Source organism: Enterobacter cloacae complex sp. P47BA, assembly GCF_014930485.1.
Classification (GTDB): Bacteria; Pseudomonadota; Gammaproteobacteria; order Enterobacterales; family Enterobacteriaceae; genus Enterobacter; species Enterobacter bugandensis.
This window is the reverse complement of sequence record NZ_JADBRF010000002.1, coordinates 49,979-72,792: the sequence shown is the minus strand read 5'-3', so window position 1 is coordinate 72,792 and position 22,814 is coordinate 49,979. Positions and strand designations below refer to the sequence as shown.

The 22,814-nt window shown below is 53.6% G+C and carries 25 protein-coding genes and 3 tRNA genes; 15 read left to right on the top strand and 13 right to left on the bottom strand.

Going from position 1 to position 22,814, the window contains the following annotated elements; genetic code table 11:
• The first annotated feature begins 62 nt into the window (after positions 1–62).
• The 4 genes from dcyD (at position 63) to sdiA (ending at position 3,432) form a co-directional block, all read left to right on the top strand.
• Positions 63–1,049, top strand: a complete 987-nt coding sequence (gene dcyD, locus IM299_RS03830; RefSeq protein ID WP_048956501.1) for a D-cysteine desulfhydrase — start codon at positions 63–65, stop codon at positions 1,047–1,049.
• A 21-nt stretch (positions 1,050–1,070) separates the two neighbouring features.
• A complete protein-coding gene (gene tcyL / locus IM299_RS03825) occupies positions 1,071–1,739 on the top strand; it encodes a cystine ABC transporter permease (protein ID WP_028013677.1) in 669 nt (222 codons plus the stop codon).
• A complete protein-coding gene (gene tcyN, locus IM299_RS03820) occupies positions 1,736–2,488 on the top strand; it encodes an L-cystine ABC transporter ATP-binding protein TcyN (protein ID WP_163329838.1) in 753 nt (250 codons plus the stop codon). Before tcyL ends, tcyN begins: the two co-directional genes overlap by 4 nt.
• A 221-nt stretch (positions 2,489–2,709) precedes the next feature.
• Entirely contained in the window at positions 2,710–3,432 is a 723-nt protein-coding gene (gene sdiA, locus IM299_RS03815) for a transcriptional regulator SdiA (RefSeq protein WP_193357072.1), read from the top strand.
• Positions 3,433–3,498: 66 nt separating this feature from the next.
• On the opposite strand, the gene IM299_RS03810 is transcribed toward sdiA, so the two are convergent.
• Positions 3,499–3,723, bottom strand: a complete 225-nt coding sequence (locus tag IM299_RS03810; RefSeq protein WP_014832453.1) for a DUF2594 family protein — start codon at positions 3,721–3,723, stop codon at positions 3,499–3,501.
• Between the two features lie 464 nt (positions 3,724–4,187).
• Here IM299_RS03810 and uvrY point away from each other — a divergent pair, with 464 nt between their 5' ends.
• The 6 genes from uvrY (at position 4,188) to IM299_RS03780 (ending at position 7,725) form a co-directional block, all read left to right on the top strand.
• Positions 4,188–4,844 (top strand): UvrY/SirA/GacA family response regulator transcription factor, encoded by a 657-nt coding sequence (gene uvrY, locus IM299_RS03805; RefSeq protein ID WP_013096026.1) that lies wholly within the window; start codon positions 4,188–4,190, stop codon positions 4,842–4,844.
• Positions 4,841–6,673, top strand: a complete 1,833-nt coding sequence (gene uvrC, locus IM299_RS03800) for an excinuclease ABC subunit UvrC (protein WP_041909391.1) — start codon at positions 4,841–4,843, stop codon at positions 6,671–6,673. The genes uvrY and uvrC overlap by 4 nt, the downstream gene beginning before the upstream one ends.
• Before the next feature lie 56 nt (positions 6,674–6,729).
• Complete coding sequence (gene pgsA / locus IM299_RS03795) at positions 6,730–7,278, top strand: CDP-diacylglycerol--glycerol-3-phosphate 3-phosphatidyltransferase (protein ID WP_041909393.1); 549 nt, start codon at positions 6,730–6,732, stop codon at positions 7,276–7,278.
• A gap of 152 nt (positions 7,279–7,430) precedes the next feature.
• Positions 7,431–7,506, top strand: a tRNA-Gly gene (locus tag IM299_RS03790).
• Positions 7,507–7,552: 46 nt separating this feature from the next.
• A tRNA-Cys gene (locus IM299_RS03785) sits at positions 7,553–7,626 on the top strand.
• 12 nt (positions 7,627–7,638) lie between these two features.
• A tRNA-Leu gene (locus IM299_RS03780) sits at positions 7,639–7,725 on the top strand.
• Positions 7,726–7,917: 192 nt separating this feature from the next.
• On the opposite strand, the gene IM299_RS03775 is transcribed toward IM299_RS03780, so the two are convergent.
• The 7 genes from IM299_RS03775 to IM299_RS03745 all read right to left on the bottom strand — a co-directional run bounded on the left by IM299_RS03775 (position 7,918) and on the right by IM299_RS03745 (position 13,889).
• Positions 7,918–8,370 carry a DUF3828 domain-containing protein gene (locus IM299_RS03775; RefSeq protein ID WP_028013673.1) on the bottom strand — a complete coding sequence of 151 codons (453 nt, stop codon included), beginning with the start codon at positions 8,368–8,370 and terminating at the stop codon, positions 7,918–7,920.
• Between the two features lie 33 nt (positions 8,371–8,403).
• Positions 8,404–8,721, bottom strand: coding sequence for a CHAP domain-containing protein (locus IM299_RS03770; RefSeq protein ID WP_370567617.1), 318 nt, complete (start codon positions 8,719–8,721; stop codon positions 8,404–8,406).
• Positions 8,722–8,882: 161 nt separating this feature from the next.
• The gene (locus tag IM299_RS03765) at positions 8,883–9,599 is read right to left on the bottom strand and encodes an ABC transporter ATP-binding protein (protein WP_045631541.1); all 717 of its coding nucleotides are present in this window, start codon (positions 9,597–9,599) and stop codon (positions 8,883–8,885) included.
• Positions 9,596–10,471 carry an ATP-binding cassette domain-containing protein gene (locus IM299_RS03760; RefSeq protein ID WP_041909401.1) on the bottom strand — a complete coding sequence of 292 codons (876 nt, stop codon included), beginning with the start codon at positions 10,469–10,471 and terminating at the stop codon, positions 9,596–9,598. The genes IM299_RS03765 and IM299_RS03760 overlap by 4 nt, the downstream gene beginning before the upstream one ends.
• Entirely contained in the window at positions 10,468–11,742 is a 1,275-nt protein-coding gene (gene livM / locus IM299_RS03755) for a high-affinity branched-chain amino acid ABC transporter permease LivM (protein WP_047362806.1), read from the bottom strand. Before livM ends, IM299_RS03760 begins: the two co-directional genes overlap by 4 nt.
• Before the next feature lie 11 nt (positions 11,743–11,753).
• A complete protein-coding gene (locus tag IM299_RS03750; RefSeq protein ID WP_048959822.1) occupies positions 11,754–12,668 on the bottom strand; it encodes a branched-chain amino acid ABC transporter permease in 915 nt (304 codons plus the stop codon).
• Between the two features lie 99 nt (positions 12,669–12,767).
• Complete coding sequence (locus IM299_RS03745) at positions 12,768–13,889, bottom strand: branched-chain amino acid ABC transporter substrate-binding protein (protein WP_193357071.1); 1,122 nt, start codon at positions 13,887–13,889, stop codon at positions 12,768–12,770.
• A 415-nt stretch (positions 13,890–14,304) separates the two neighbouring features.
• Between IM299_RS03745 and IM299_RS03740 the strand changes: the two genes are divergently transcribed.
• Positions 14,305–14,973, top strand: a complete 669-nt coding sequence (locus tag IM299_RS03740) for a YecA family protein (RefSeq protein ID WP_028013666.1) — start codon at positions 14,305–14,307, stop codon at positions 14,971–14,973.
• A 33-nt stretch (positions 14,974–15,006) separates the two neighbouring features.
• On the opposite strand, the gene tyrP is transcribed toward IM299_RS03740, so the two are convergent.
• From tyrP to yecR, 3 genes are all read right to left on the bottom strand, one after another.
• Positions 15,007–16,218 (bottom strand): tyrosine transporter TyrP, encoded by a 1,212-nt coding sequence (gene tyrP, locus IM299_RS03735; RefSeq protein ID WP_041909407.1) that lies wholly within the window; start codon positions 16,216–16,218, stop codon positions 15,007–15,009.
• 245 nt (positions 16,219–16,463) lie between these two features.
• Positions 16,464–16,961, bottom strand: a complete 498-nt coding sequence (gene ftnA, locus IM299_RS03730) for a non-heme ferritin (RefSeq protein WP_028013664.1) — start codon at positions 16,959–16,961, stop codon at positions 16,464–16,466.
• A gap of 203 nt (positions 16,962–17,164) precedes the next feature.
• Positions 17,165–17,503 carry a YecR family lipoprotein gene (gene yecR / locus IM299_RS03725; RefSeq protein WP_041909409.1) on the bottom strand — a complete coding sequence of 113 codons (339 nt, stop codon included), beginning with the start codon at positions 17,501–17,503 and terminating at the stop codon, positions 17,165–17,167.
• A 254-nt stretch (positions 17,504–17,757) separates the two neighbouring features.
• Between yecR and IM299_RS03720 the strand changes: the two genes are divergently transcribed.
• From IM299_RS03720 to IM299_RS03710, 3 genes are all read left to right on the top strand, one after another.
• The gene (locus IM299_RS03720; protein ID WP_028013662.1) at positions 17,758–18,396 is read left to right on the top strand and encodes an RpiB/LacA/LacB family sugar-phosphate isomerase; all 639 of its coding nucleotides are present in this window, start codon (positions 17,758–17,760) and stop codon (positions 18,394–18,396) included.
• A 118-nt stretch (positions 18,397–18,514) separates the two neighbouring features.
• Positions 18,515–18,598 carry a stress response protein AzuC gene (gene azuC / locus IM299_RS03715; RefSeq protein WP_014884364.1) on the top strand — a complete coding sequence of 28 codons (84 nt, stop codon included), beginning with the start codon at positions 18,515–18,517 and terminating at the stop codon, positions 18,596–18,598.
• A 109-nt stretch (positions 18,599–18,707) separates the two neighbouring features.
• Entirely contained in the window at positions 18,708–18,959 is a 252-nt protein-coding gene (locus IM299_RS03710; RefSeq protein WP_008500405.1) for a DUF2766 family protein, read from the top strand.
• 40 nt (positions 18,960–18,999) lie between these two features.
• Here IM299_RS03710 and IM299_RS03705 read toward each other — a convergent pair whose 3' ends face one another.
• Both IM299_RS03705 and IM299_RS03700 read right to left on the bottom strand, forming a co-directional pair.
• Positions 19,000–20,343: an anaerobic C4-dicarboxylate transporter gene (locus tag IM299_RS03705; protein WP_028013661.1), complete on the bottom strand. Its 1,344-nt coding sequence runs from the start codon at positions 20,341–20,343 to the stop codon at positions 19,000–19,002.
• A 163-nt stretch (positions 20,344–20,506) separates the two neighbouring features.
• A complete protein-coding gene (locus tag IM299_RS03700; RefSeq protein WP_028013660.1) occupies positions 20,507–21,010 on the bottom strand; it encodes a non-heme ferritin-like protein in 504 nt (167 codons plus the stop codon).
• A 787-nt stretch (positions 21,011–21,797) separates the two neighbouring features.
• On the opposite strand from IM299_RS03700, the gene araF reads away from it, so the two are divergent.
• The gene (gene araF, locus IM299_RS03695) at positions 21,798–22,787 is read left to right on the top strand and encodes an arabinose ABC transporter substrate-binding protein AraF (protein ID WP_008500409.1); all 990 of its coding nucleotides are present in this window, start codon (positions 21,798–21,800) and stop codon (positions 22,785–22,787) included.
• The last annotated feature ends 27 nt before the right edge of the window (positions 22,788–22,814 follow it).

The window sequence follows — 22,814 nt, the reverse complement described above, 5'->3', positions numbered from 1 at the left end:
TTCTTACGCGTCTGCGTGCATAATGAAAAATATCACATTTTGTCTGAGTTACCGGAGAGTCCATGTCACTACAGAATTTAACGCGCTTTCCCCGTCTGGAATTTATCGGTGCGCCGACGCCGCTGGAGTACCTGCCGCGATTTTCTGATTATCTGGGACGCGATATTTTTATTAAGCGCGATGACGTGACGCCGATGGCGATGGGGGGCAATAAGCTGCGCAAGCTGGAGTTTCTGGCGGCTGACGCGCTGCGCGAAGGCGCGGATACGCTTATTACTGCCGGGGCCATTCAGTCTAACCATGTTCGTCAGACGGCCGCCGTGGCGGCAAAGCTCGGGCTTCACTGCGTGGCGTTGCTGGAAAACCCGATTGGCACGCGGGCGGAAAACTATCTCACCAACGGTAATCGTCTGCTGCTGGATCTGTTTAACGTGCAGGTGGAGATGGTGGATGCGTTGACCGACCCAACCGCGCAGCTCGACGATCTGGCCACGCGTCTGGAAGCGCAGGGTTTCCGCCCCTACGTTATTCCCGTCGGCGGTTCGAACGCGCTGGGCGCGCTGGGCTATGTGGAAAGCGCGCTGGAAATCGCCCAGCAGTGCGAGGGCGCCGTTAGCCTCTCGTCGGTCGTTGTCGCCTCCGGAAGCGCGGGCACGCATGCCGGGCTGGCGGTGGGGCTGGAACAGCTTCTGCCGGATGTCGAGCTGATTGGCGTGACGGTTTCCCGCAGCGTCGCGGACCAGAAGCCAAAAGTAGTGGCGCTGCAACAGGCGGTGGCAGAGCAGCTGGAGCTGAAGGCCAGGGCCGAGATCCTGCTCTGGGATGACTATTTTGCGCCGGGCTACGGCACGCCTAATGAAGAGGGGATGGAAGCCGTTAAGCTGCTGGCGCGCCTTGAAGGTATACTGCTCGATCCGGTCTATACGGGTAAAGCGATGGCCGGGCTTATCGATGGCATTGCGCAGAAACGCTTTAAGGATGAAGGGCCGATTTTATTTGTGCACACCGGCGGGGCGCCCGCGCTGTTTGCTTATCATCCTCATGTCTAAAAATCAGGTCGAAAAATAATAATGCAAGAAAGTATTCAACTGGTTATTGATTCCCTGCCATTCCTGCTGAAAGGTGCGGTATTCACGCTACAGCTCAGTATCGGCGGGATGTTCTTCGGTCTTGTGCTGGGCTTTGTACTGGCCTTAATGCGCATGTCGCCCATCCTGCCGGTACGCTGGCTGGCGCGCTTTTATATTTCCGTGTTTCGCGGTACGCCGCTTATCGCTCAGCTCTTTATGATCTACTACGGTTTACCGCAGTTCGGCATCGAGCTGGATCCGATCCCGGCGGCGATGATTGGCCTGTCGCTTAACACGGCGGCCTATACCTCCGAAACCCTGCGCGCGGCGATCTCGTCGATTGATAAAGGCCAGTGGGAAGCGGCGGCCAGTATCGGGATGACGCCGTGGCAGACGCTGCGACGCGCCATTCTGCCGCAGGCGGCGCGGGTAGCGCTTCCGCCGCTGAGCAACAGCTTCATCAGCCTGGTGAAAGATACCTCTCTGGCGGCAACCATTCAGGTGCCGGAGCTGTTCCGTCAGGCGCAGCTCATTACCTCGCGCACCCTTGAAGTTTTCACCATGTATCTGGCCGCCTCGCTGATCTACTGGGTGATGGCGACGGTGTTGTCTGCTCTGCAAAACTACTTTGAAAACCAGCTTAACCGCCAGGAGCGTGATCCAAAATGAGTGCAATTGACGTCAAAAACCTGGTGAAAAAATTCCACGGGCAAACGGTGCTCCACGGCATCGACCTGGAAGTTGAGCAGGGAGAAGTCGTGGCGATTATTGGCCCGAGCGGGTCGGGGAAAACCACGCTGCTGCGCAGTATCAACCTGCTTGAGCAGCCGGAAGGGGGCACCATTCGGGTTGGGGAGATAACGATTGATACCGGTAAATCCATCAGCCAGCAGAAAGGGTTGATTCGCCGCCTGCGTCAGCATGTCGGCTTTGTGTTCCAGAGCTTCAATCTATTCCCGCACCGCACGGTGCTGGAAAATATTATTGAAGGACCGGTCATTGTAAAAGGTGAGCCCAAAGAGGAAGCGATGGCACGCGCCCGCGAGTTGCTCGCCAAAGTCGGGCTGGCAGGGAAAGAGACCAGCTATCCGCGCCGCCTGTCGGGCGGGCAGCAGCAGCGCGTGGCCATCGCGCGCGCGCTGGCGATGCGCCCTGACGTGATCCTGTTTGATGAACCGACCTCCGCGCTCGATCCAGAACTGGTGGGTGAGGTGCTGAACACCATCCGCCAGCTGGCGCAGGAAAAACGCACGATGGTTATCGTGACCCATGAAATGAGCTTTGCGCGCGACGTGGCGGACAGAGCCATCTTTATGGACCAGGGGCGGATTGTGGAGCAGGGACCGGCGAAAAGCTTATTTGCTAACCCCCAGCAGCCGCGAACCCGTCAGTTCCTGGAAAAATTCCTTATGCAGTAGCATTTATGTACTCATTTGCTCCAGAAAGTTCTTCTGGAGCAAATTATTCTCGCTCTTCGCCTTAAACGGTGTTCTTTTATTCTACCCGCACAGAATAATCTTTATCCATAGCACAGTTAATTGTGCTAGTGCCGATATTTTGTAGTTAGAAATAAGTTTTATGTGTTAGGTTATATTCACCATAATAATGATTATCTTTTCAGAGGCTTCTTTTAGTAAGTATGAAGGATTCAGACTTTTTCACCTGGCGACGGGATTGCTCCCTGCGGTTTCAGGAATTGACCTGTGCCGCCGAGGTATATCATGAACTTCAGCGACAAACTCAGGCGCTGGAATTCGATTATTACTCACTCTGTGTGCGCCATCCGGTGCCGTTTACGCGGCCTAAAATTGCTGTGCATGCCACTTATCCGCAACAGTGGCTGGCGCAATATCAATCAGAGAACTATTTCACCATCGATCCGGTGCTAAAGCCGGAGAATTTCATTCAGGGGCATTTACCCTGGACGGACGAATTATTTGCGGATGCTCAGGAATTATGGCATAGGGCGCAGGACTTCGGTCTACGTTCGGGAATAACTCAGTGTCTGATGCTGCCTAATCATGCGCTCGGCTTCCTCTCAGTTTCCCGTACTCGCGCACAGGAAGGATCGTTTGCCGGCGAGGAAATAGAGCTGCGGCTGCAGATGCTGGTGCAAATGGCATTAACCGCGCTGCTGCGTTTTGAAGATAAGATGGTTATGCCGCCTGAGATGAAATTCAGCAAACGCGAACGAGAAATTTTGAAATGGACCGCGGAAGGGAAGACGTCGGCGGAAATAGCGATCATTCTCTCTATTTCAGAGAATACGGTTAACTTCCATCAGAAGAATATGCAGAAAAAATTTAATGCGCCAAACAAGACGCAGATTGCCTGTTATGCGGCGGCTACGGGACTGATCTGATTAGAGAGTACGTTCTGCGTGACAGACGAGTGGACGGCTGAATGCACTGCATCCAGCCGTTTTTTGTTACTGGCGGTACGCTTGTTTGATTTGCTTAACGGTGTTAGCAAATACGGCCGATTCCGCCTGGTCTTCCATCTGCGCGATTTGTTTTTCCATTTTAATGATCACACGACCAGCATCAGCCTGGCCCATCGCCTGCAGCATCAGCGTTAGCAGCGCTTTCAGGCAGTTTACTTCCTGTGCCAGTTCCTGGTTATTCTCCGCAGTGGCAAATTCAGGTGTGCTCATTTATTTTCCTCATTATTAAACGGCGCTAAAGCGCGACGACGAAAGTCAAGGCGGCGGAGTATACCACAAGCTGCAGCAAAAAATGCAGCGGTTGTTTTTCGTACTTTTACGCCAGTGTTTATTTGCGTAAACAGAGCCAGCCGGTAAACTGATGTTCTGGTACGGCTATTAATTGTTTGCGCCTGGTTTACTTGCCGTTAATTATTGTTACAAAAATTGAGAACAGTTTTTCCGCGAGGAAAGCGTGCATGCTTTTTGTAACTTTTTGAATACAGATGCTTAAAAATTGCCGCAAAAGCTCTGATGGCAAGGGCTCTCTTTCCATCGACTGTACAGGCTAATTTCCAAAAACGAGAGCAAAATCGAATAGCCGATTTTTTAACGTTTTAATCTTGTGATGAAAACCGTTAATATAAGCCAAATTATCACTCAGTAGCGTTATCCCTATTCTGGAGACATTTCCTTTGATCAACGTCCTTCTTGTTGATGACCACGAACTGGTGCGCGCAGGGATACGACGCATTCTTGAAGATATTAAAGGTATAAAAGTTGCCGGTGAGGCGTGCTGTGGGGAAGATGCCGTAAAATGGTGCCGCACAAACTCGGCCGATGTGGTGCTGATGGATATGAATATGCCCGGTATCGGTGGCCTTGAGGCAACACGCAAAATCGCGCGTACCTTTGTTGATACAAAAGTCATCATGCTGACCGTGCATACTGAAAATCCGCTTCCCGCGAAGGTGATGCAGGCGGGGGCAGCCGGTTACCTGAGCAAAGGCGCCGCACCGCAGGAGGTCGTCAATGCTATCCGTTCTGTATTTGCCGGGCAGCGTTACATTGCCTCCGACATTGCGCAGCAGATGGCGCTGAGCCAGATCGAACCCGAGAAAACGGAATCACCGTTTGCCAGTTTGTCTGAGCGTGAATTGCAGATTATGCTGATGATCACCAAGGGTCAGAAAGTGAATGAGATCTCAGAGCAGCTGAATCTCAGCCCGAAAACGGTCAACAGCTATCGTTATCGTATGTTCAGTAAACTGAACATTCATGGTGATGTTGAACTGACTCATCTGGCCATCCGGCACGGTTTATGTAACGCGGAGACGTTGTTAAGTCAGTGAGTGATGTATTCGATTCAAAAGCATTTCTGAAAACCGTAACCAGCCAGCCAGGCGTCTATCGGATGTATGACGCTGGCGGTACGGTTATCTATGTGGGGAAGGCCAAAGATCTTAAAAAGCGTCTTTCCAGCTATTTCCGCAGTAACCTTGCCTCCCGTAAGACCGAAGCGCTGGTCTCACTCATTCAGAATATTGATGTCACCGTGACGCATACCGAGACGGAAGCGCTGCTGCTTGAGCACAACTATATTAAGCTCTACCAGCCGCGCTATAACGTGCTGCTGCGGGACGACAAATCCTATCCGTTTATTTTTCTGAGTGGCGACACCCATCCGCGTCTGGCGATGCACCGCGGCGCAAAACACGCGAAAGGGGAATATTTCGGCCCCTTCCCGAATGGCTATGCCGTGCGGGAGACGCTGGCGCTGCTGCAAAAAATCTTCCCGATCCGCCAGTGTGAAAACAGCGTCTACCGCAACCGCTCGCGCCCGTGTTTACAGTACCAGATTGGGCGTTGCCTTGGCCCCTGTGTTGCCGGGCTGGTCAGTGAAGACGAGTATGCGCAGCAGGTAGAATACGTACGCCTGTTCTTAGCTGGAAAAGACGATCAGGTTTTAACCCAGCTGATCGCCAGAATGGAAAAAGCCAGCGCCGCACTTGAGTTTGAAGAGGCTGCGCGGATCCGCGACCAGATCCAGGCGGTGCGCAGAGTCACTGAGAAACAGTTTGTCTCAAATACCGGCGACGATCTCGACGTTATCGGCGTGGCCTTCGACGCCGGCATGGCCTGCGTGCATGTGCTATTTATTCGCCAGGGCAAAGTGCTCGGCAGCCGCAGCTATTTCCCGAAGGTGCCTGGCGGCACCGAGCTGGGTGAAGTGGTGGAAACCTTTGTTGGCCAGTTTTATCTTCAGGGCAGCCAGATGCGTACGCTGCCCTCGGAGATCCTGCTCGATTTTAGCCTTGATGACAAAACCCTGCTGGCCGATTCGCTTTCCGAACTGGCCGGGCGTCGGGTCAATGTTCAAACCAAACCGCGCGGCGACCGTGCACGCTATCTGAAGCTGGCGCGGACCAACGCGGCGACGGCGCTCACCACTAAACTGTCCCAGCAATCGACGGTTAGCCAGCGTCTAACCGCGCTGGCGACGCTCCTGAAGTTGCCGGAAGTGAAGCGAATGGAATGTTTCGATATCAGCCATACGATGGGTGAGCAGACGGTGGCGTCCTGCGTGGTATTTGACGCCAACGGCCCGCTGCGCGCCGAGTATCGCCGCTATAACATCACCGGCATCACGCCGGGTGACGACTATGCTGCCATGAATCAGGTGCTGCGCCGTCGCTACGGTAAAGCGATTGAAGAGAGCAAGATCCCGGACGTGATTCTTATCGACGGTGGGAAAGGGCAGTTAGGTCAGGCGAAAGCGGTATTCGAGTCGCTCGACGTTGAGTGGGACAAAAACCATCCGCTGCTGTTAGGCGTGGCAAAAGGGGCCGATCGTAAGGCCGGTCTGGAAACGCTGTTTTTTGAGCCGGAAGGTGAGGGCTTCAGCCTGCCGCCGGACTCCCCGGCGCTGCACGTCATCCAGCATATTCGCGATGAGTCGCACGACCATGCCATCAGCGGCCACCGCAAAAAACGGGCGAAGGTCAAAAACACGAGCACGCTTGAGACTATTGAGGGCGTTGGGCCAAAACGCCGCCAGATGCTGCTGAAGTATATGGGCGGATTGCAAGGATTACTCAACGCCAGTATGGAGGAAATTGCAAAAGTGCCGGGTATTTCGCAAGGGCTGGCAGAAAAGATCTACTACTCGTTGAAACATTGAGGGCTCTGTAGCAACATAGAGCTAAATTTTACTGACAACAAATAGTTACCGTCACTATGCAATATAATATCCCTACGTTGCTCACTCTCTTTCGTGTTGTACTCATTCCGTTCTTTGTGCTGGCGTTTTACCTGCCGGTCGTCTGGGCACCGTTCGCCTGCGCATTGATCTTCCTTATTGCAGCGGTAACTGACTGGTTTGATGGCTATCTGGCGCGCCGCTGGAACCAGAGCACCCGTTTCGGCGCCTTTCTCGATCCGGTAGCGGATAAAGTGATGGTCGCGATCGCGATGGTGCTGGTGGCTGAGCACTATCATACCTGGTGGGTGACGCTGCCCGCCGCGACTATGATTGGCCGTGAGATCATCATCTCTGCGTTGCGTGAGTGGATGGCGGAGCTGGGGAAACGCAGCAGCGTGGCGGTATCCTGGATTGGTAAAGTGAAAACCACCGCGCAGATGGCCTCGCTGGTGTGGATGCTCTGGCGTCCGAACGCCTGGGTTGAGTGGGCGGGGATTGGCCTCCTGTGGGTCGCGGCGGTGCTGACGCTGTGGTCAATGCTGCAATATTTGAACGCTGCGCGCGGGGATTTGCTTGATCAGTGATCGTTTCGCCGTAATTTTCAGCAAACAATCCAGACAAGCAAAAAATAACGTTGACTCATCACGTCATATCAGTAGAATGCAACGCATCGAACGGCGGCACAGCAAGCCGGACGATAATGAAATCAAGTGGTTAGCAGTTAACTTGATAACATGCGGGAATAGCTCAGTTGGTAGAGCACGACCTTGCCAAGGTCGGGGTCGCGAGTTCGAGTCTCGTTTCCCGCTCCAGATTAAAGACATGCGCAATTGCGGGTGTCAGTTAGAAAAGTTTTACGGCGCGTTAGCAAAGCGGTTATGTAGCGGATTGCAAATCCGTCTAGTCCGGTTCGACTCCGGAACGCGCCTCCACTTTCTTCCCGAGCCCGGATGGTGGAATCGGTAGACACAAGGGATTTAAAATCCCTCGGCGTTCGCGCTGTGTGGGTTCAAGTCCCACTCCGGGTACCATGGGAAACAAAGAATAATCAAAGCAATAAGCAGTGTCGTGAAACCACCGAAAGGTGGTTTTTTTGTGCCTGAAATCCACTTTCTTGCATCATTGTTATTATTCAGTTATCCAGAGCGAAGGTGTATTTGTCGGCGATACGACAGGGATTCGCGAAGATGCATTGCATCAGTACCCCTGTCATATCGCCGATATCATTCTGCGCTCAGGTTGTCAGAAATATTCACGCTTGCCACGGACTGAACTTTCCATGCGCCATTTTCTTTGACCATGCAGTCAATCACGGTGTGATCCCGCTTTTTGCCGAATGATATATACACCTGCATGCATGCGGCATCGTAATCTAATGCCCGCGCACTGACGATGCCCCAGTCATCATCATATCCCTGGGCCTTTATGAACATATCGACGTCAGGCACGTCATATTCATCCGGATCCAGCTTATCCATGGCTTTGAGCTTGCTGATTGTTTCGCGGGTAACGTATCGGCTCAGCGCTTCATAGTTTTTTATTGGCTCTTTCCCACTAAGAATCTGCGAGATGTACCACTTATTAAACTGAAGGGCGGCGGATGCCTCAGGGGGTAGCTTCTGTGCAGCTGATACGAGAGTGGGCAGAAGCAGGGCAGCAAGAATTATTTTTTTCATGTTAGTCATGCCTGTATATTGCATACACTGGCTTTACTTCCCGGTATTCTTTTCCCGGATACATTGTTCGCTGAACAAAATCAGAGTACCAGACGCAAAGATGCATGCATGGCCATAGGGGGGGTGGGCTGTAGGCTGGATCACTGCCACGTCACCCTCAACAGGCTCGCCGTAAATCTGATGGAAGCCAGCCAAAATCAAATTGCTTTTCATATCCTTAGCATAATGTGTGTTCTGCAGATTAGCACCGCCAGCGCGAATGGCTTTTGAAACAAATTCTGCACATCTTTTCTGGCTATGCTCGCCCGCATGCTGGCGGGCATAAACTGCGGCTTTATGGGCACTCCACATAATTTAATCCCTTATAGACTTAATGGTTAACAAGGGAAACATTACGCCTGTAAGTTGCAGTTTTTTGTAAATAAGGGTGATCGGAATTAAACCACTATCTGTTTGGATAATGGTGTTTGGTTAATCCATACGGCATCTTTATGCCCGCTATCGCGGGCGTTTTAATATCCACCCAAATACGCCTTCCTCACCTCCTGATTTCCCAGCAGCTCCTCGCCGCTGCCGCTCAACCGGATCTGCCCGTTAACCATCACATATCCGCGGTCGGAAAGCTTCAACGCATGGTGCGCATTCTGCTCCACCAGAAAAATGGTCATGCCGTTGCGGGCCAGCTCGCGCAGCGTCTGGAAGATCTGTTTCACCACTATCGGCGCTAAGCCCAGGCTCGGTTCATCCAGCAACAGCAGCCTGGGACGGCTCATCAGCGCCCGGGCGATCGCCAGCATCTGCTGTTCCCCGCCGGACATGGTCATCGCGCGCTGCTTGCGCCTCTCCTTGAGGCGAGGGAACAGGTCGAACATGGTTTGCATATCTTCAGCCGCAAACCGATTGCCGATGGGGATGGTTCCCATCAGCAGGTTCTCTTCGACGGTCATATCCGGGAAGACACGCCGGCCTTCAGGCGCCTGCGCAATGCCGCCGGAGGCGACGTAGTGGGTGGATTGATGGCTAATGTCGTCACCACTGAACAGAATCTGCCCGCTCCGGATGCGCGGCTGGCCAAAGATAGACATCAGCAATGTGGATTTACCCGCGCCGTTAGCGCCAATCAGCGCCACGGTCTCACCTTTATTGACCTCCAGGGAGACCTGCTTCAGCGCCTGAATGGCACCGTAGAACACATCCACCTTGCGAAATGCCAGCAGCGGTTCGGTCATAGGGTCACCTCGCTTTCGTCCGTACCCAGGTAGGCAGCAATCACCTTTTCATCATGCTGGATCTGTTCGGGTTTCCCTCTGGCAATGACATCGCCGTGGTCGAGCACGATAATGTCGTCCGAAATCTCCATCACCATCCCCATATCATGTTCAATCAGTAAGACCGTGATGTCATGACGATCGCGCAGGAAACGAATAATGCTGCTCAGCTTATGCGTTTCGACCGGGTTAAGCCCGGCGGCAGGCTCATCGAGACAGATCATCTCGGGCCCGGTACACATTGCCCGCGCGATCTCCAGACGCCGCTGCTGCCCGTAGGACATCTCTCCCGCCAGGCGATTGGCGCACTCCACCAGGTCCACCACCTCCAGCCAGTAGAAGGCCCTGTCCAGGGCATCGCTTTCCGCCTGCCGATATGCCGGCGTGTTTAAGATCCCGGCGAGCAGATTGCGGTTAACGCGCATATGCTGCGCGACCAGCAGGTTTTCCACGACAGACATCTCGCGAAAAAGGCGGATGTTCTGAAAGGTGCGCGCCAGCCCGGCGCGGTTCACCAGGTGCGTTCCGCCAAACATTTTGTAGAACAGGCGCTGCCCGAACTGCGCGGGGTTAATCCAGTCGCCCGGCTGGAATTTTTGTCCGAGAACCTGAATAACGTTGGTCGTTTTAGTGCGGGTAGAAAATAAAATATTGCCGCCGGAGGCCTTATAGAAACCCGTCAGGCAGTTAAACACGGTTGTTTTTCCCGCTCCGTTTGGCCCGATAAGGGCGGTAATGGAGCCGCGCTGCACGTCCAGATTTACATCGTTAAGCGCCTTAATCCCACCGAAGTGCATCATCAGATGTTCCACGCGCAATATCGTCCCGTTCATGGCGCCACGCCCTTACGCACGGCAAACCCGCTGCGGTTAATGCGGATCAGGCCGCGTGGACGCCAGATCATCATCACCACCATCAGCATGCCAAACAGCAGGACACGATACTCAGCAAAACTGCGCAGCAGCTCCGGCGTTACCGTCAGCACGAAGGCGGCCAGCACCACGCCAAGGGTCGAGCCCATGCCGCCCAGCACCACGATGGCGAGGATCAGCGCGGATTCAAAGAAGGTAAAGGAGGTCGGATTCACAAACCCCTGATAGGTTGCGAAGAACACCCCGGCAATCCCTGCGGTCGACGCGCCCAGCGTAAAGGCGGAGAGCTTCACCAGGACGTGATTCAACCCCATCGAGCGGCAGGCAATTTCGTCTTCTCGCAGGGCTTCCCACGCCCGGCCAATCGGCATCCGCGTCAGGCGATGTTTGACGTAGAGCACCAGCATCACCACCAGAAACAGTACCGCGTAGATAAAAATAAACTTCATGTTCGGGTTGTAGGTCAGGTGGAAAAACTCGTGAAAAGGCACGCCGCCTTCTTTCGCGCGTCGTCCAAATTCCAGGCCGAAAAAGGTGGGGGGAGGGGCTGACACGCCGTTGGGGCCGCCGGTGAAGGTCAGCCAGTTGTTCAGGATCAGGCGAATGATCTCCCCGAACCCGAGGGTGACGATCGCCAGATAGTCGCCGTGCATGCGCAGTACCGGGAAACCGAGCAGGGCACCGGCGGCGGCGGCCATGATTGCCGCCAGCGGCAGCATGCTCCAGAAGCCTAACCCCAGATACTGATACCCCAGCGCCAGACCGTACGCGCCAATCGCGTAGAAGGCGACGTACCCCAGGTCCAGCAGGCCGGCCAGCCCCACGACGATGTTCAGCCCCAGACCGAGAAGCACGTAGATCAGCCCGAGAATGGCGACGGTCAGTACATACTTGGTGGCGACAAACGGGAAGCAAACCGCAAGCGCAATCAACAGAGGAATAATCCAGCGCATGCGGCTTTTGTAGTCCGGTGGCCTAACATAGACGCCCGCGTTATCAGCTTCGAAGCGCGCCTGGAAACGAGCGCCCGCGGCGGTACCCAAAAAAGCGCTCAAGAGAAAACGCCCCAGCATTACAATGCCGACCATCCAGGCCAGCCGTTGTCCGGCAAAGTTAAAGCTGTACCCGTCCAGCACCACGCCAGCAATCGGGCCGAAGATAATCAGCGCAATCAGCCCGGAAAAAATCGCGTCCAGAACGCAGCGCTTTAGAGAAAAACCGTGCGATGTCATCATTCTCTTCCTCACACTTTGGCCACAACCGGACGCCCGAGCAGACCCTGGGGCCGGAAAATCAGGATCATGACCAGCAGGCCAAACGAGAAGACATCTTTATAGTCCGAGTTCACCATGCCCGAGAACTGGGCTTCTGCGACGCCCAGGATAAGGCCACCGAGCATGGCGCCGGGCAGGGAACCGATACCGCCGAGCACCGCCGCCGTAAAGGCCTTAATGCCAATCACAAACCCGACGTAGAAATCAAAGGTGCCGTAATTCATGGTGATGAGCACGCCCGCCAGGCCGGCCATCGCCGCGCCGATAACAAAGACCAGGGAGATAATCCGGTCGGTGTTGATCCCCAGAATAGAGGCCATTTTGCGATCCTGCTGTACCGCGCGGCACATCCGCCCCAGCCGGGTATGGTTGATTATCCACGTAAGCAACAGCATGCCGGCAAACGAGGCGAGCAGAATAAACACTTTGGTGTAGGTTATCTGCACGAACCCGTCGCCAAGATGCAGTCGAATCACGCCGTCGAGCATGGTCGGCACCCCTTGCTGGCGCGGGCCCTGGCTCAGCTGGGCGTAGTTTTGCAGGATAAGCGACATCCCGATGGCGGAGATAAGCGGCGCCAGGCGCGTGGAGTTGCGCAGCGGCCTGTAGGCGATACGCTCGATAGTCCAGCCGTACACGCCAGTTACCGCGATGGTGAACACCAGCGTACCCAGAATCAGCAGGGGGAAGGACTCAAGCCCGAAGAAAGAGAGCAGCGCCAGACCAATGGCGCAGAGATAGGCGGAAATCATATACACTTCGCCGTGGGCGAAATTGATCATCCCGATAATGCCGTACACCATGGTGTAGCCGATGGCGATCAGGCCGTAGACGGAGCCCAGCGTTAAGCCATTGACTAACTGCTGCAGGAAGAATGTACTCATCTTAGCGCGCTCGTTTTATAGGCTGCGCGAGGCGCGCAGCCTGATGTTTATTACGCGCCGACGGGCAAGCCCGCCGACGTTGAGCGTGATTCCGTCCCGTTACTGCACTTCCTTATATTTTCCCTTGTCGTCCCACTGGTAAACCACGTAGTCAGACACTTTCAGGTCGCCTTTGCTGTCCCAGGCTTTTTTGCCCATCACCGTGTCGACAGAATTGGCTTTCAGCCACTCGCTGGCTTTCGCGGAATCCTTGCCGCCGGTGGCCTTGAAGGCTGCGGCAATGGCCTGTACGGAGGCATAGGAGTAGAGGGTATAACCTTCCGGCTCGAATTTACCGGCGCGGAATTTGTCGATAACCGCTTTACCGTCCGGGATCAGGCGCGGATCTTTACCAAAGGTCATGTAAATGCCGTTTGTATATTGCGGGCCGCCCGCTGCCGTCACCATCTCTTCGTTGACAATGCAGTCGCCGGAGAAGAATTTCGCCTGCACCCCCTGTTCACGCATCTGGCGAACCAGCGGGCCAGCTTCCGGGTGACAGCCGCCGAAGAACACCACATCCGGTTTTTGCGCGCCGATCTTCGTCACCAGCGCGTTAAAGTCTTTTTCACCGCGGGATAAACCTTCATACATCACATCCTTGACCCCGCGCTTCGCCAGCGCCGCTTTGGTGGCATCAGCCAGCCCCTGTCCATAGGTGTCTTTATCGTGAATGATGACCACGCGTTTGGCTTTCAGCTTGTCGATAATGAAGTCGCTGGCGACCTGACCCTGCTGGTCGTCGCGGCCGCACATGCGGAACATGTCGCTCATGCCGCGTTCGGTGATCTGCGGGTTAGTTGAGCCGGGAGTAATCGCGATGATGCCCGCGTCGCTATACACTTCGGAGGCGGGCATGGTGGAAGAGGAGCAGAAGTGGCCGACTACGGCGTTGACCTTATCCTGGTCGACTAAGCGGTTGGCGACGGCCACCGCCTGCTTAGGCTCGCAGGCGTCATCCCCCTGAACCAGTTTGATCTTCTCACCGTTAATACCGCCTGCGGCGTTAATGTCTTCGGCGGCCTGCGTTGCGCCGTGCCAGTACTGATCGCCGTAGGTGGCATTAGGGCCCGTGAACGGTCCGGCGACACCGATCACGATATCTGCCCGGGTGGAAAATGCCGTTACCAGACAACCGGCCAGCACAAGAGAAACAGGCGTTTTGATAAATTTCAGCGACATTATTATGTTCCTTAGCAAAGAGGTTTTTGCACCACGGCGTAAGCCTGAACGCCCAGGGCGCAGCCAATCCAAAAACACGAGCAAGAACAAAATGCACTAAACGAACGGCATCCTGCGTGATACGGCGAGGTTTCCATGCGCAGCGTCGCGCGAAGAACAGCAAGCAAAAACGTTGCCAGAATGGTTAACCCCTTGACGGGGTTATGACATGTTTGAGTATAGAGCGCCGCGTTATCCCGCCCTGCGGCAGGAGAAGAATTTACAGCGGAGATCACACATCGTTAACAATAAAGCCCATAAGTTGTGCAACGGTCACGATTTGCACACTTTTGCAGCAATAAAGACCTAAACTTCAGCCAGGGCAGGCGTGCGATCTGTGGTAGGATCCTTTCCTTTTTTATCAGGAGTGTCCGCGATGACGGAAGGTCCATTAAATGAAAGCGAAATGGCGTGGCTGGAAGAGACGTTAATGTCTTATGGTCATGACGATGCGTCCGTGATTGACGTGTCCGAACTGGACGGCATGCTTACTGCAGTGCTTTCCGGCCCTGTTGTCGTTGAGCCAGATGCCTGGCTGGTGGCGGTGTGGGGCGGGGAGAAGTACATCCCGCGCTGGAAAAACGATCGTGAAATGAACCGTTTTATCGATCTCTGCTTTAAGCATATGAACGACATTGCCGAGCGCCTGAGTGAATACCCGGATCAGTTTGAGCCGCTGTTCGGCTATAACGACGTTGACGGTGAGAGTTACACCGTGGTCGAAGAGTGGTGCTATGGCTATATGCGTGGCGTGGCGCTGACGGACTGGTCAGCCTTGCCGGAAGCCCTGAAGGCCGATCTCGACGTGATTGCCCTGCACGGAACGGAAGAGAACAGCGAGAAGCTGGATGAACTGTCCGAAGAGGAGTATATCGCCAGCATCGAGAGCATCCAGCCTGCGGCCCTGCGCTTATACAACTACTGGGTGGAGAACCCGCAGCAGCCGGAAGCGAAGAAGCCTGTCGTGAACGGCACGAAAGTGGGGCGTAACGATCCGTGTCCTTGCGGCAGCGGAAAGAAGTTTAAGAGCTGCTGCCTGCACTGATAAAAAAGGGGCTGATGATAGCCCCTTTTATCTTTAACCCACTTCCGGCAGCATCCCGGCGGCAATCAACACCTGCACCAGAATAATCATTACCCCGCAGCCAAACACAACGCACAGCAGCGGTTTTCCTCCCGCGACGCGATATCCTTGCTGAGGATGCTGCTGACGGCTTTTCCACGCCAGCAGGGAAGGGAGCAGCAGGGCCAGGACAGAGAGCGCCACCCCCGCGTAGCCCAGCGCCATCACAAACCCGCGAGGGTAAAACAGCGCAAACGCCAGCGGCGGCAGGAAGGTAATGGCTCCGGTCTGTAACCGTCCGGCGGCAGTATTGCGACGCTGGAACAGGTCGGCCAGGTAATCGAACAGGCCGAGCGCTACGCCCAGGAACGAGGTCGCGAGCGCCAGGTCGGCAAACAGGTGAACCGCCAGCTCCACGTGCGGCGAGGTGACCACCTCGCGCAGCGACAACAGAAAACCGTTCAGGCCAGCGTGCTGCGCCATCAGCCCAACGAAGGTTGAAGAGTCAATGCTACCCAGCGTCACCAGCTGCCAGAAAATGTAGGCGATCAGCGGAATGGCGCTGCCGATAACAAACACACGACGCAGCTTGCGGACATCGCCGTTCATATAGCTGACGATGCTCGGCACGCTGCCGTGGAAGCCAAACGAGGTGAAAATGACCGGGATGGCGGAAAGCGCCAGCCCTTGCTCCAGCGGCAGCGTCAGCAGGTTCACCTTGTGCACGTGCGGTGCCAGCAGCGCCAGCATGACAACCAGAAACAGAATTTTGGCGCTGAACAGAAAGCGGTTAAAGAGATCGACCAGCGATGTGCCCACGCAGACCACGCCGCCGCCAATAAGCGCAAAGAAGATAGCCCCCGTTGCAGGGGTAATGTCAGAGCCAAACCAGTCGTTGACGCTGGAGGCGATTAACTCCCCGGCACCGCTGATATACGCGGCCGTGAGGGCGTACATCAGGAACATCATGCTAAAGCCGGTGATCCACTGGCCGTAGCGTCCCAGATAGCGCGCCGCCAGCGAACCCAGCCCGGTATCGGCGGGCACATGCTGGTAAACCTCAAGCAGGAGCAGTGCGGTATAGCACATTAATGCCCAGAGCGTGCCAAGCAGCAGCAGGGTCATCCCAAATCCCACTCCCGCGGCAGCCAGAGGCATTGCCAGCATTCCTGCGCCAATCGTCGTTCCGGCGACGATAAAAATACTTCCCAGGGTTCTGTTCTTCACGCTTTCCTCTACAACGACGCTTAACCGCAACAAAATCTGCGGCGCAGAGTAAGGCAAAAGCGGTAATTCGTCAAACCACCGTTACAAGGCGTGTAATGAAAGGTTTACGTATTGCGCTACTGCTCATCCTGAGTGGGGCGACGGTCAGGCGTGACGTTAATAAGGCGCACGGGGAATAAAATGCATGTTTTAATGCAGGGGAAAGGTAAATTAACGCGGCGCCGGAAACCGGCACCGCGCTGATATTAATTCTGCGTATCGAGAGTCGACAGTTCTTTATCAATAAAGTAAAGTCCTTCGCCGGATTTACCCACCAGGGATAATTTATCCAGCACGGATTTAAACAGCTTCTCTTCTTCGTGTTGTTCCGCAACGTACCACTGCAGGAAATTAAAGGTTGGATAATCCTGGCCGATCATTGCCGCATGAACCAGTTCGTTAATTTTCTGGGTGATCAGCTGTTCGTGCTCGTAGGTGGCGCGGAACAGTTCGTCGAGAGAATTATATTCAGCAAAAGGCGATGCCACGTTCTCAATGCGCGGCAGGCTGCCCGTATCGGTCAGATAATCAAACAGGCGCTGCATGTGGGTCATCTCTTCCTGGGCGTGACGACGCAGAAACGCGGCCGCACCTTCAAAGCTGTGATAGCTGCACCAGGCGCTCATCTGCTGGTAGAGAAGGGATGAATAGAGCTCAAGGTTCATTTGTGCATTGAGCTTGTCGATCATTTCAGTTTTCAGCATGGTGGCGCTCCGGATTATTATTACGGGTTCATAATGAGCGACACTATAATTTGTTATTTAATTATTTGCAAAACGTAAAATTAAATATTTGTTCGTTTAAAATACGAATGGGAATAAAACGCATTGGCGATATTTATTTTTATTAATGCGAATTATTTTTGTTCTTAGTTAAATAAAGCGCCAGCAAACGCTGGCAGCTTTGATTAATACCAGGGATTATTTGCCTTAGGGTTAACGGCATACCCCATGCACTTATACTGGATAGTAACGCTCTCGTTCAGGCACAAAGAGCCGCTTGTCAGGGTACAGGTTTTGACCGGCTGCCCGTAGGCAGAGGCGGTGGCATAGCCCATGTTCTGACAGGCTTTTACCGCGGTACCGTTATTAACATATTCATCGGACCAGGCGTTTTGCAGCACGGCCTGGCCATAGTCGAGGCGGACAATGCCGTTCGGCGCGTCGAGGCTGCTGATTTCCGCCTGGCGTTTAACGCTGCATCCCGCGAGCAGCAGGACTGTAGCGGCTACGATGGCTCTTTTCATGGTTCGCTCTGAGTGGATGGAAATACGTTATCGTACCCGCAGATGCCCGCTGCAATGCCAGGAATAGCCGGACGATCTACCCTCACTCTTTGCAACGGACGGCGTAGATCCTCCCCTTCACAAAATTGTGAGCGTGCATTTAGTTTTTAAAACTGCATTTCATTTACTTTGAAAGTCTGTTTATTTGATGCCAGAATGAACGGGAACAGGTATCCATGGCGGGGAGCGCCCGCAGCGCATTCTGGAGAGACACGATGAAAATTGCACTGATGATGGAAAACAGCCAGGCGGCTAAAAACCCAGTCATATTAAAAGAGCTGAAAACGGTAGCCGATGAAAAAGGGTTTCCGGTTTACAACGTGGGTATGAGCGACGAAAACGATCATCACCTGACCTACATCCACCTGGGCATTATGGCGAGCATTTTGCTGAATGCGAAAGCGGTGGATTTTGTGGTCACCGGCTGCGGCACCGGGCAGGGGGCGCTGATGTCGTTAAACATCCACCCTGGCGTGATATGCGGCTACTGCATCGATCCCGCAGACGCGTTTCTCTTCGCGCAAATCAATAACGGCAATGCGCTCTCGCTGCCTTTTGCCAAAGGGTTTGGCTGGGGAGCGGAGCTAAACGTTCGCTTTATCTTTGAAAAGGCGTTTACCGGCCGAAAAGGGGAGGGTTATCCTCCAGAGCGTAAAGAGCCGCAGGTGCGTAACGCCGGTATTCTGAACCAGGTAAAAGCGGCCGTGGTAAAAGATAACTATCTTGACTCGCTGCGCGCCATCGATCCTGAGCTGGTGAAGACCGCTGTTTCCGGCCCGCGTTTCCAGCAGTGCTTCTTTGAAAATTGCCAGGATAAGGCGATCGAGGATTTTGTTCGCAGTATCGTGGGTTAATGCGCACTGCGCAGTTTAAATTGTGATATGCGTCACAAAAATATTGATTTTTGTGACGATGGTCATATTATAGGCACATTGACAATAAAGTTGTATAACAAGTTAATGGAGCATCACAATGAAACTGCGCAAAATCCTGAAAAGTATGTGGGCCAATTACTGCCGCACTTTTAAAGACGTGCCGCCTGGCGCCATGTTCTGATAAAAAAAACCTGCTTCGGCGGGTTTTTTTGTGTCCTGCGGCAATGAAGGGCAGATGTCACGGGCCACGTTTTGATACTATGGCGGCCTTTGAATAAGGAGAAACCCCCATGTCACAAAACCTGAGCGCCGATCAGGAACTGGTCTCTGATGTTGTCGCCTGTCAGCTGGTTATCAAGCAAATACTTGATGTTCTGGACGTTATTGCACCGGTTGAAGTGCGCGAGAAGATGTCCACGCAGCTGAAAAACATCGATTTTGCCAGCCATCCCGCGGCTGCCGACCCGGTGACGCTTCGCGCGATCCAGAAAGCCATCGCGCTGATTGAACTGCGCTTTACGCCGCAGGGCGAGTCTCATTAAAACGCGAACGGGCGACCACGCGTGTCGCCCGTTGAAAACGTTAAAAGAAGGTCTGGACCAGCAGGTAGCTCGCCGCGCAGGCGCAGCTCACGCCAATTAGCCCCGGCAGAATAAAGCTGTGGTTAATGATGAATTTGCCGATGCGGGTTGTTCCCGAGCGGTCAAAGCCGATGCAGGCTAAATCACTCGGGTAGGTCGGCAGAACAAAATAGCCGTAGGACGCCGGGAAGAAGGCGATCAGCATTTTTGGATCGATGCCCAACATCAATCCCATCGGCGCCACGGCCGTCAGGGCCGCCGCCTGGCTGTTTACCAGCTTCGACACCAGGAAAAGCACGATGGCATACGTCCACGGATGGCTTTTCACCACCCCTTCCAGCGCCAGCTTTAACTCATCGAGATGCGCCTGGAAAAAGGTATCGCTCATCCACGCCACCCCGAACACCGAGAAGATCGCCACCATACCGGCCTTGAATACCGCACCGTTTGAGATGGCTGAGGCATTGACCTTACAGGCCATCAGCATCACGGCACCGGCAATGAGCATCATCATCTGAATGACGAGGTTCATCGACAGGGCCGTCATTTTACCTTTCAGTTCGAAGGCCGGGCGCAGTTCGGGGAAAGCCCCGAGCAGGACTACCACCGCAATACCGGCAAAGAAAATCCATGTCGACCAGTAGGCCTGCTTCGGAAAACGCTGGTTCATTAACGTCTCCGTGCCGCCATAGATAAACTCGCGCTGTTTGGGATCTTTCAGTTTCTCCTGAAACTCCCCGTCGTCAGCCAAATCTTTCCCCCGACGTAAACTCCACAGGGCCGCGATCGCGACGCCGAAAAGCGAAGCGGGAACCGATACGGCGAGGATTTCCAGGATCCCCCACGCGTGCCCAATCCCATGCTGTGCGGCCAGGATGGAGACCAGCGACACAACGGCGACGGAAACCGGAGACGCGGTGATCGCCATCTGGGATGCCACCGATGCCACCGCCATTGGGCGTTCCGGGCGGATCCCTTTTTTCAGGGCGATATCCGCAATGATGGGGAACATGGTGTAGACCACGTGCCCGGTGCCGCACAGAAAGGTCAGCATCCAGGTGGTAAAAGGGGCGAGAAGCGTGATGTGCTGCGGGTGTTTGCGCAGCAGGCGTTCAGCAAACTGCATCATGACGTTGAGGCCACCCGCGGTCTGCAGGGTAGCGGCACAGCCAATCACCGCGAGAATGGTTAACATGACGTCAACCGGAGGCTTGCCGGGCTGGAGCCCAAAGACAAAACACAAAATAAAAAGGCCAATACCGCTGATTAACCCAAGCCCCATGCCGCCGAAACGTGTTCCCGTCAGCAGGCAGAGGAGAATGACAACAAACTCAATGGTGATCATGCTTTTCCCTCATCAATGATTATGTAATTAAATAAATCATTACATTTTGTAAGGTTAATCATTGAGAGCGAGATCTGATTTGTTAAATTTCAGCAAAAGCAGAGGGTTGGGGAAATAAGAAGGAACCTGCCCCCCTGAACCAGGGCCAAGGCAGGTTAAACGCTTAGTGGTGCTGCACCGTCACAAGATCGAGCAGGTGGCGGTCGGCTTGCTCCGGACGTAAACCGGCCTGGCGCGCATTGTGGATCTCATCCGCCAGCGTTTTCAGCAGCATACCGTCCTGCTGCTGTTCTTTATCCATATCGCGTAAAAATTTGAGAGTGATGATGTCATGCTGTGCTCTGGCTTCATCGGCCAGCTTGTTGAGCGTCGTACAGCGCTGCTCATGCTCTTCCAGCGTTTTCTGGAACAGTTCTTCCAGAGAAGAGTAATTTTCGTTGATCCCATCAAGGGCTTTAACAACCGGGTTAGCCCCCGCGGCCTTCAGGAAGTTAAAGACGCGCATCATATGGGTGACGTTGCTTTGTGCCTGTGAACGAAAGAACGTGGCAGAGCCCGTGAGACTTTTTTCAGAACACCATGCACTTAGGTGAAGGTGCAGGTTCGAGGCGTAGAACTCAAGGTTCATCTGCGCGTTAAGTTTTTGCATCATCGTTTGGGTAGCCATACTCATATCCTTATAGACTGTGGGACGTGATGTCCGCTGCTTAACCTGACAGCCAGGCAAATACGAAGAAAAACAGAATTGCAATTTTTGCAGTGATTAAAATCGATCGAAAATTCACTTCCTGTGTTCGATATAAATAAGCATACCTTTGTCTTATGATTAAGAAAACTCTTAATTAGGCTGTGTTTACCATACATTACAAAGTTTAATATAGTACAAAAATACAAATATATAGTCATCAAAGGGGATTTTATTAACATCTTGATATTAAAGGCTAAGTGTCTTTTGAGGGATACTGATTTACTTTCGTGAACATTTAGCCGGAATAATGCGCTGTAAGAAAAATAAATACAGATTATTCATTTTAAATATATAATGCGTTGCCGAATTTGCGCTAAGTCAATTTTAACGGAATAACGCCTTTTCATGATGCGTTCGTTTTTTTGATAAAAAGCATGGATCCCCGTCAGGGGAGAGCCACAGCGACATCCGCCGTAAGGCATCAGGGATTTCTTAGCTAATCTTATGGATAATTCTGCTTACCCTGCTTTCATTTGTCAGACAATACCTGCCTTTTTTATGTCATTTTTCGCTGAATTTATGTACGCAATTACTGTAATTCTGCGGTGTGATGAGGCTCTCTTATGGATGATTAATTTCCCGCTAAAACTATCACCAGCAATAACGCTTATGACGAGGTAAGCGCTAATGCCTTGTTTTAAGTCCGATTAAATAAGAAGCACGCAAATCTTCCCTACAGAAAAGAATGCTAAAGCTGGAGTTTACCATGCACAAATTTACTAAAGCGCTGGCGGCCATCGGTCTGGCTGCCGTTATGTCACAATCCGCTATCGCTGAGAATTTAAAACTCGGTTTTTTGGTAAAACAGCCGGAAGAACCCTGGTTCCAGACCGAATGGAAATTCGCTGATAAAGCCGGAAAAGATTTAGGTTTTGAAGTGATTAAAATCGCCGTGCCGGACGGTGAAAAAACCCTGAACGCCATCGACAGCCTGGCGGCCAGCGGCGCGAAAGGCTTTGTTATCTGCACTCCGGATCCAAAACTCGGATCGGCAATTGCGGCGAAAGCCCGCGGTTACGACATGAAGGTTATTGCGGTTGACGATCAGTTCGTTAACGCCAAAGGCAAACCGATGGACAGCGTTCCGCTGGTCATGATGGCGGCGACCAAAATCGGTGAACGTCAGGGGCAGGAGCTTTATAAAGAGATGCAGAAACGCGGCTGGGATGTGAAAGAGACCGCCGTCATGGCCATCACCGCAGACGAGCTGGACACGGCGCGACGTCGTACGACCGGATCAATGGACGCGCTGAAAGCGGCTGGCTTCCCTGAAAAACAGATCTATAAAGTGCCAACCAAATCCAACGACATCCCGGGCGCCTTTGACGCGGCGAACTCTATGCTGGTCCAGCACCCGGAAGTGAAGCACTGGCTGGTGGTCGGCATGAACGACAACACCGTGCTGGGCGGCGTGCGCGCGACGGAAGGTCAGGGCTTCAAGGCGCCTGACGTTATCGGGATCGGCATCAACGGCGTGGATGCGGTGAGCGAGCTGTCCAAAGCGCAGGCCACCGGCTTCTACGGCTCTCTGCTGCCAAGCCCGGACGTTCACGGCTACAAATCCAGTGAAATGCTCTACAACTGGGTAACCAAAGGGGCTGAACCGCCGAAATTTACCGAAGTGACCGACGTGGTGCTGATTACCCGCGACAACTTCAAAGAGGAACTGGCGAAAAAGGGACTGGGCGGTAAGTAATACGCTGTGATTGTGCCCCTTACTCGC

What these genes read in the sequence shown, in the direction of transcription:
- tcyN (WP_163329838.1), top strand. Translation starts at nt 1,736, where the DNA reads ATGAGTGCAATTGACGTCAAAAACCTGGTGAAAAAATTCCACGGGCAA.
- IM299_RS03810 (WP_014832453.1), bottom strand. Translation starts at nt 3,723, where the DNA reads ATGAGCACACCTGAATTTGCCACTGCGGAGAATAACCAGGAACTGGCA.
- IM299_RS03775 (WP_028013673.1), bottom strand. Translation starts at nt 8,370, where the DNA reads ATGAAAAAAATAATTCTTGCTGCCCTGCTTCTGCCCACTCTCGTATCA.
- yecR (WP_041909409.1), bottom strand. Translation starts at nt 17,503, where the DNA reads ATGAAAAGAGCCATCGTAGCCGCTACAGTCCTGCTGCTCGCGGGATGC.
- IM299_RS03760 (WP_041909401.1), bottom strand. Translation starts at nt 10,471, where the DNA reads ATGAACGGGACGATATTGCGCGTGGAACATCTGATGATGCACTTCGGT.
- dcyD (WP_048956501.1), top strand. Translation starts at nt 63, where the DNA reads ATGTCACTACAGAATTTAACGCGCTTTCCCCGTCTGGAATTTATCGGT.
- IM299_RS03700 (WP_028013660.1), bottom strand. Translation starts at nt 21,010, where the DNA reads ATGGCTACCCAAACGATGATGCAAAAACTTAACGCGCAGATGAACCTT.
- livM (WP_047362806.1), bottom strand. Translation starts at nt 11,742, where the DNA reads ATGACATCGCACGGTTTTTCTCTAAAGCGCTGCGTTCTGGACGCGATT.
- IM299_RS03750 (WP_048959822.1), bottom strand. Translation starts at nt 12,668, where the DNA reads ATGAGTACATTCTTCCTGCAGCAGTTAGTCAATGGCTTAACGCTGGGC.
- IM299_RS03765 (WP_045631541.1), bottom strand. Translation starts at nt 9,599, where the DNA reads ATGACCGAACCGCTGCTGGCATTTCGCAAGGTGGATGTGTTCTACGGT.
- sdiA (WP_193357072.1), top strand. Translation starts at nt 2,710, where the DNA reads ATGAAGGATTCAGACTTTTTCACCTGGCGACGGGATTGCTCCCTGCGG.
- IM299_RS03720 (WP_028013662.1), top strand. Translation starts at nt 17,758, where the DNA reads ATGAAAATTGCACTGATGATGGAAAACAGCCAGGCGGCTAAAAACCCA.
- tcyL (WP_028013677.1), top strand. Translation starts at nt 1,071, where the DNA reads ATGCAAGAAAGTATTCAACTGGTTATTGATTCCCTGCCATTCCTGCTG.
- IM299_RS03770 (WP_370567617.1), bottom strand. Translation starts at nt 8,721, where the DNA reads ATGTGGAGTGCCCATAAAGCCGCAGTTTATGCCCGCCAGCATGCGGGC.
- IM299_RS03710 (WP_008500405.1), top strand. Translation starts at nt 18,708, where the DNA reads ATGTCACAAAACCTGAGCGCCGATCAGGAACTGGTCTCTGATGTTGTC.
- IM299_RS03705 (WP_028013661.1), bottom strand. Translation starts at nt 20,343, where the DNA reads ATGATCACCATTGAGTTTGTTGTCATTCTCCTCTGCCTGCTGACGGGA.
- azuC (WP_014884364.1), top strand. Translation starts at nt 18,515, where the DNA reads ATGAAACTGCGCAAAATCCTGAAAAGTATGTGGGCCAATTACTGCCGC.
- araF (WP_008500409.1), top strand. Translation starts at nt 21,798, where the DNA reads ATGCACAAATTTACTAAAGCGCTGGCGGCCATCGGTCTGGCTGCCGTT.
- IM299_RS03745 (WP_193357071.1), bottom strand. Translation starts at nt 13,889, where the DNA reads ATGTCGCTGAAATTTATCAAAACGCCTGTTTCTCTTGTGCTGGCCGGT.
- IM299_RS03740 (WP_028013666.1), top strand. Translation starts at nt 14,305, where the DNA reads ATGACGGAAGGTCCATTAAATGAAAGCGAAATGGCGTGGCTGGAAGAG.
- ftnA (WP_028013664.1), bottom strand. Translation starts at nt 16,961, where the DNA reads ATGCTGAAAACTGAAATGATCGACAAGCTCAATGCACAAATGAACCTT.
- pgsA (WP_041909393.1), top strand. Translation starts at nt 6,730, where the DNA reads ATGCAATATAATATCCCTACGTTGCTCACTCTCTTTCGTGTTGTACTC.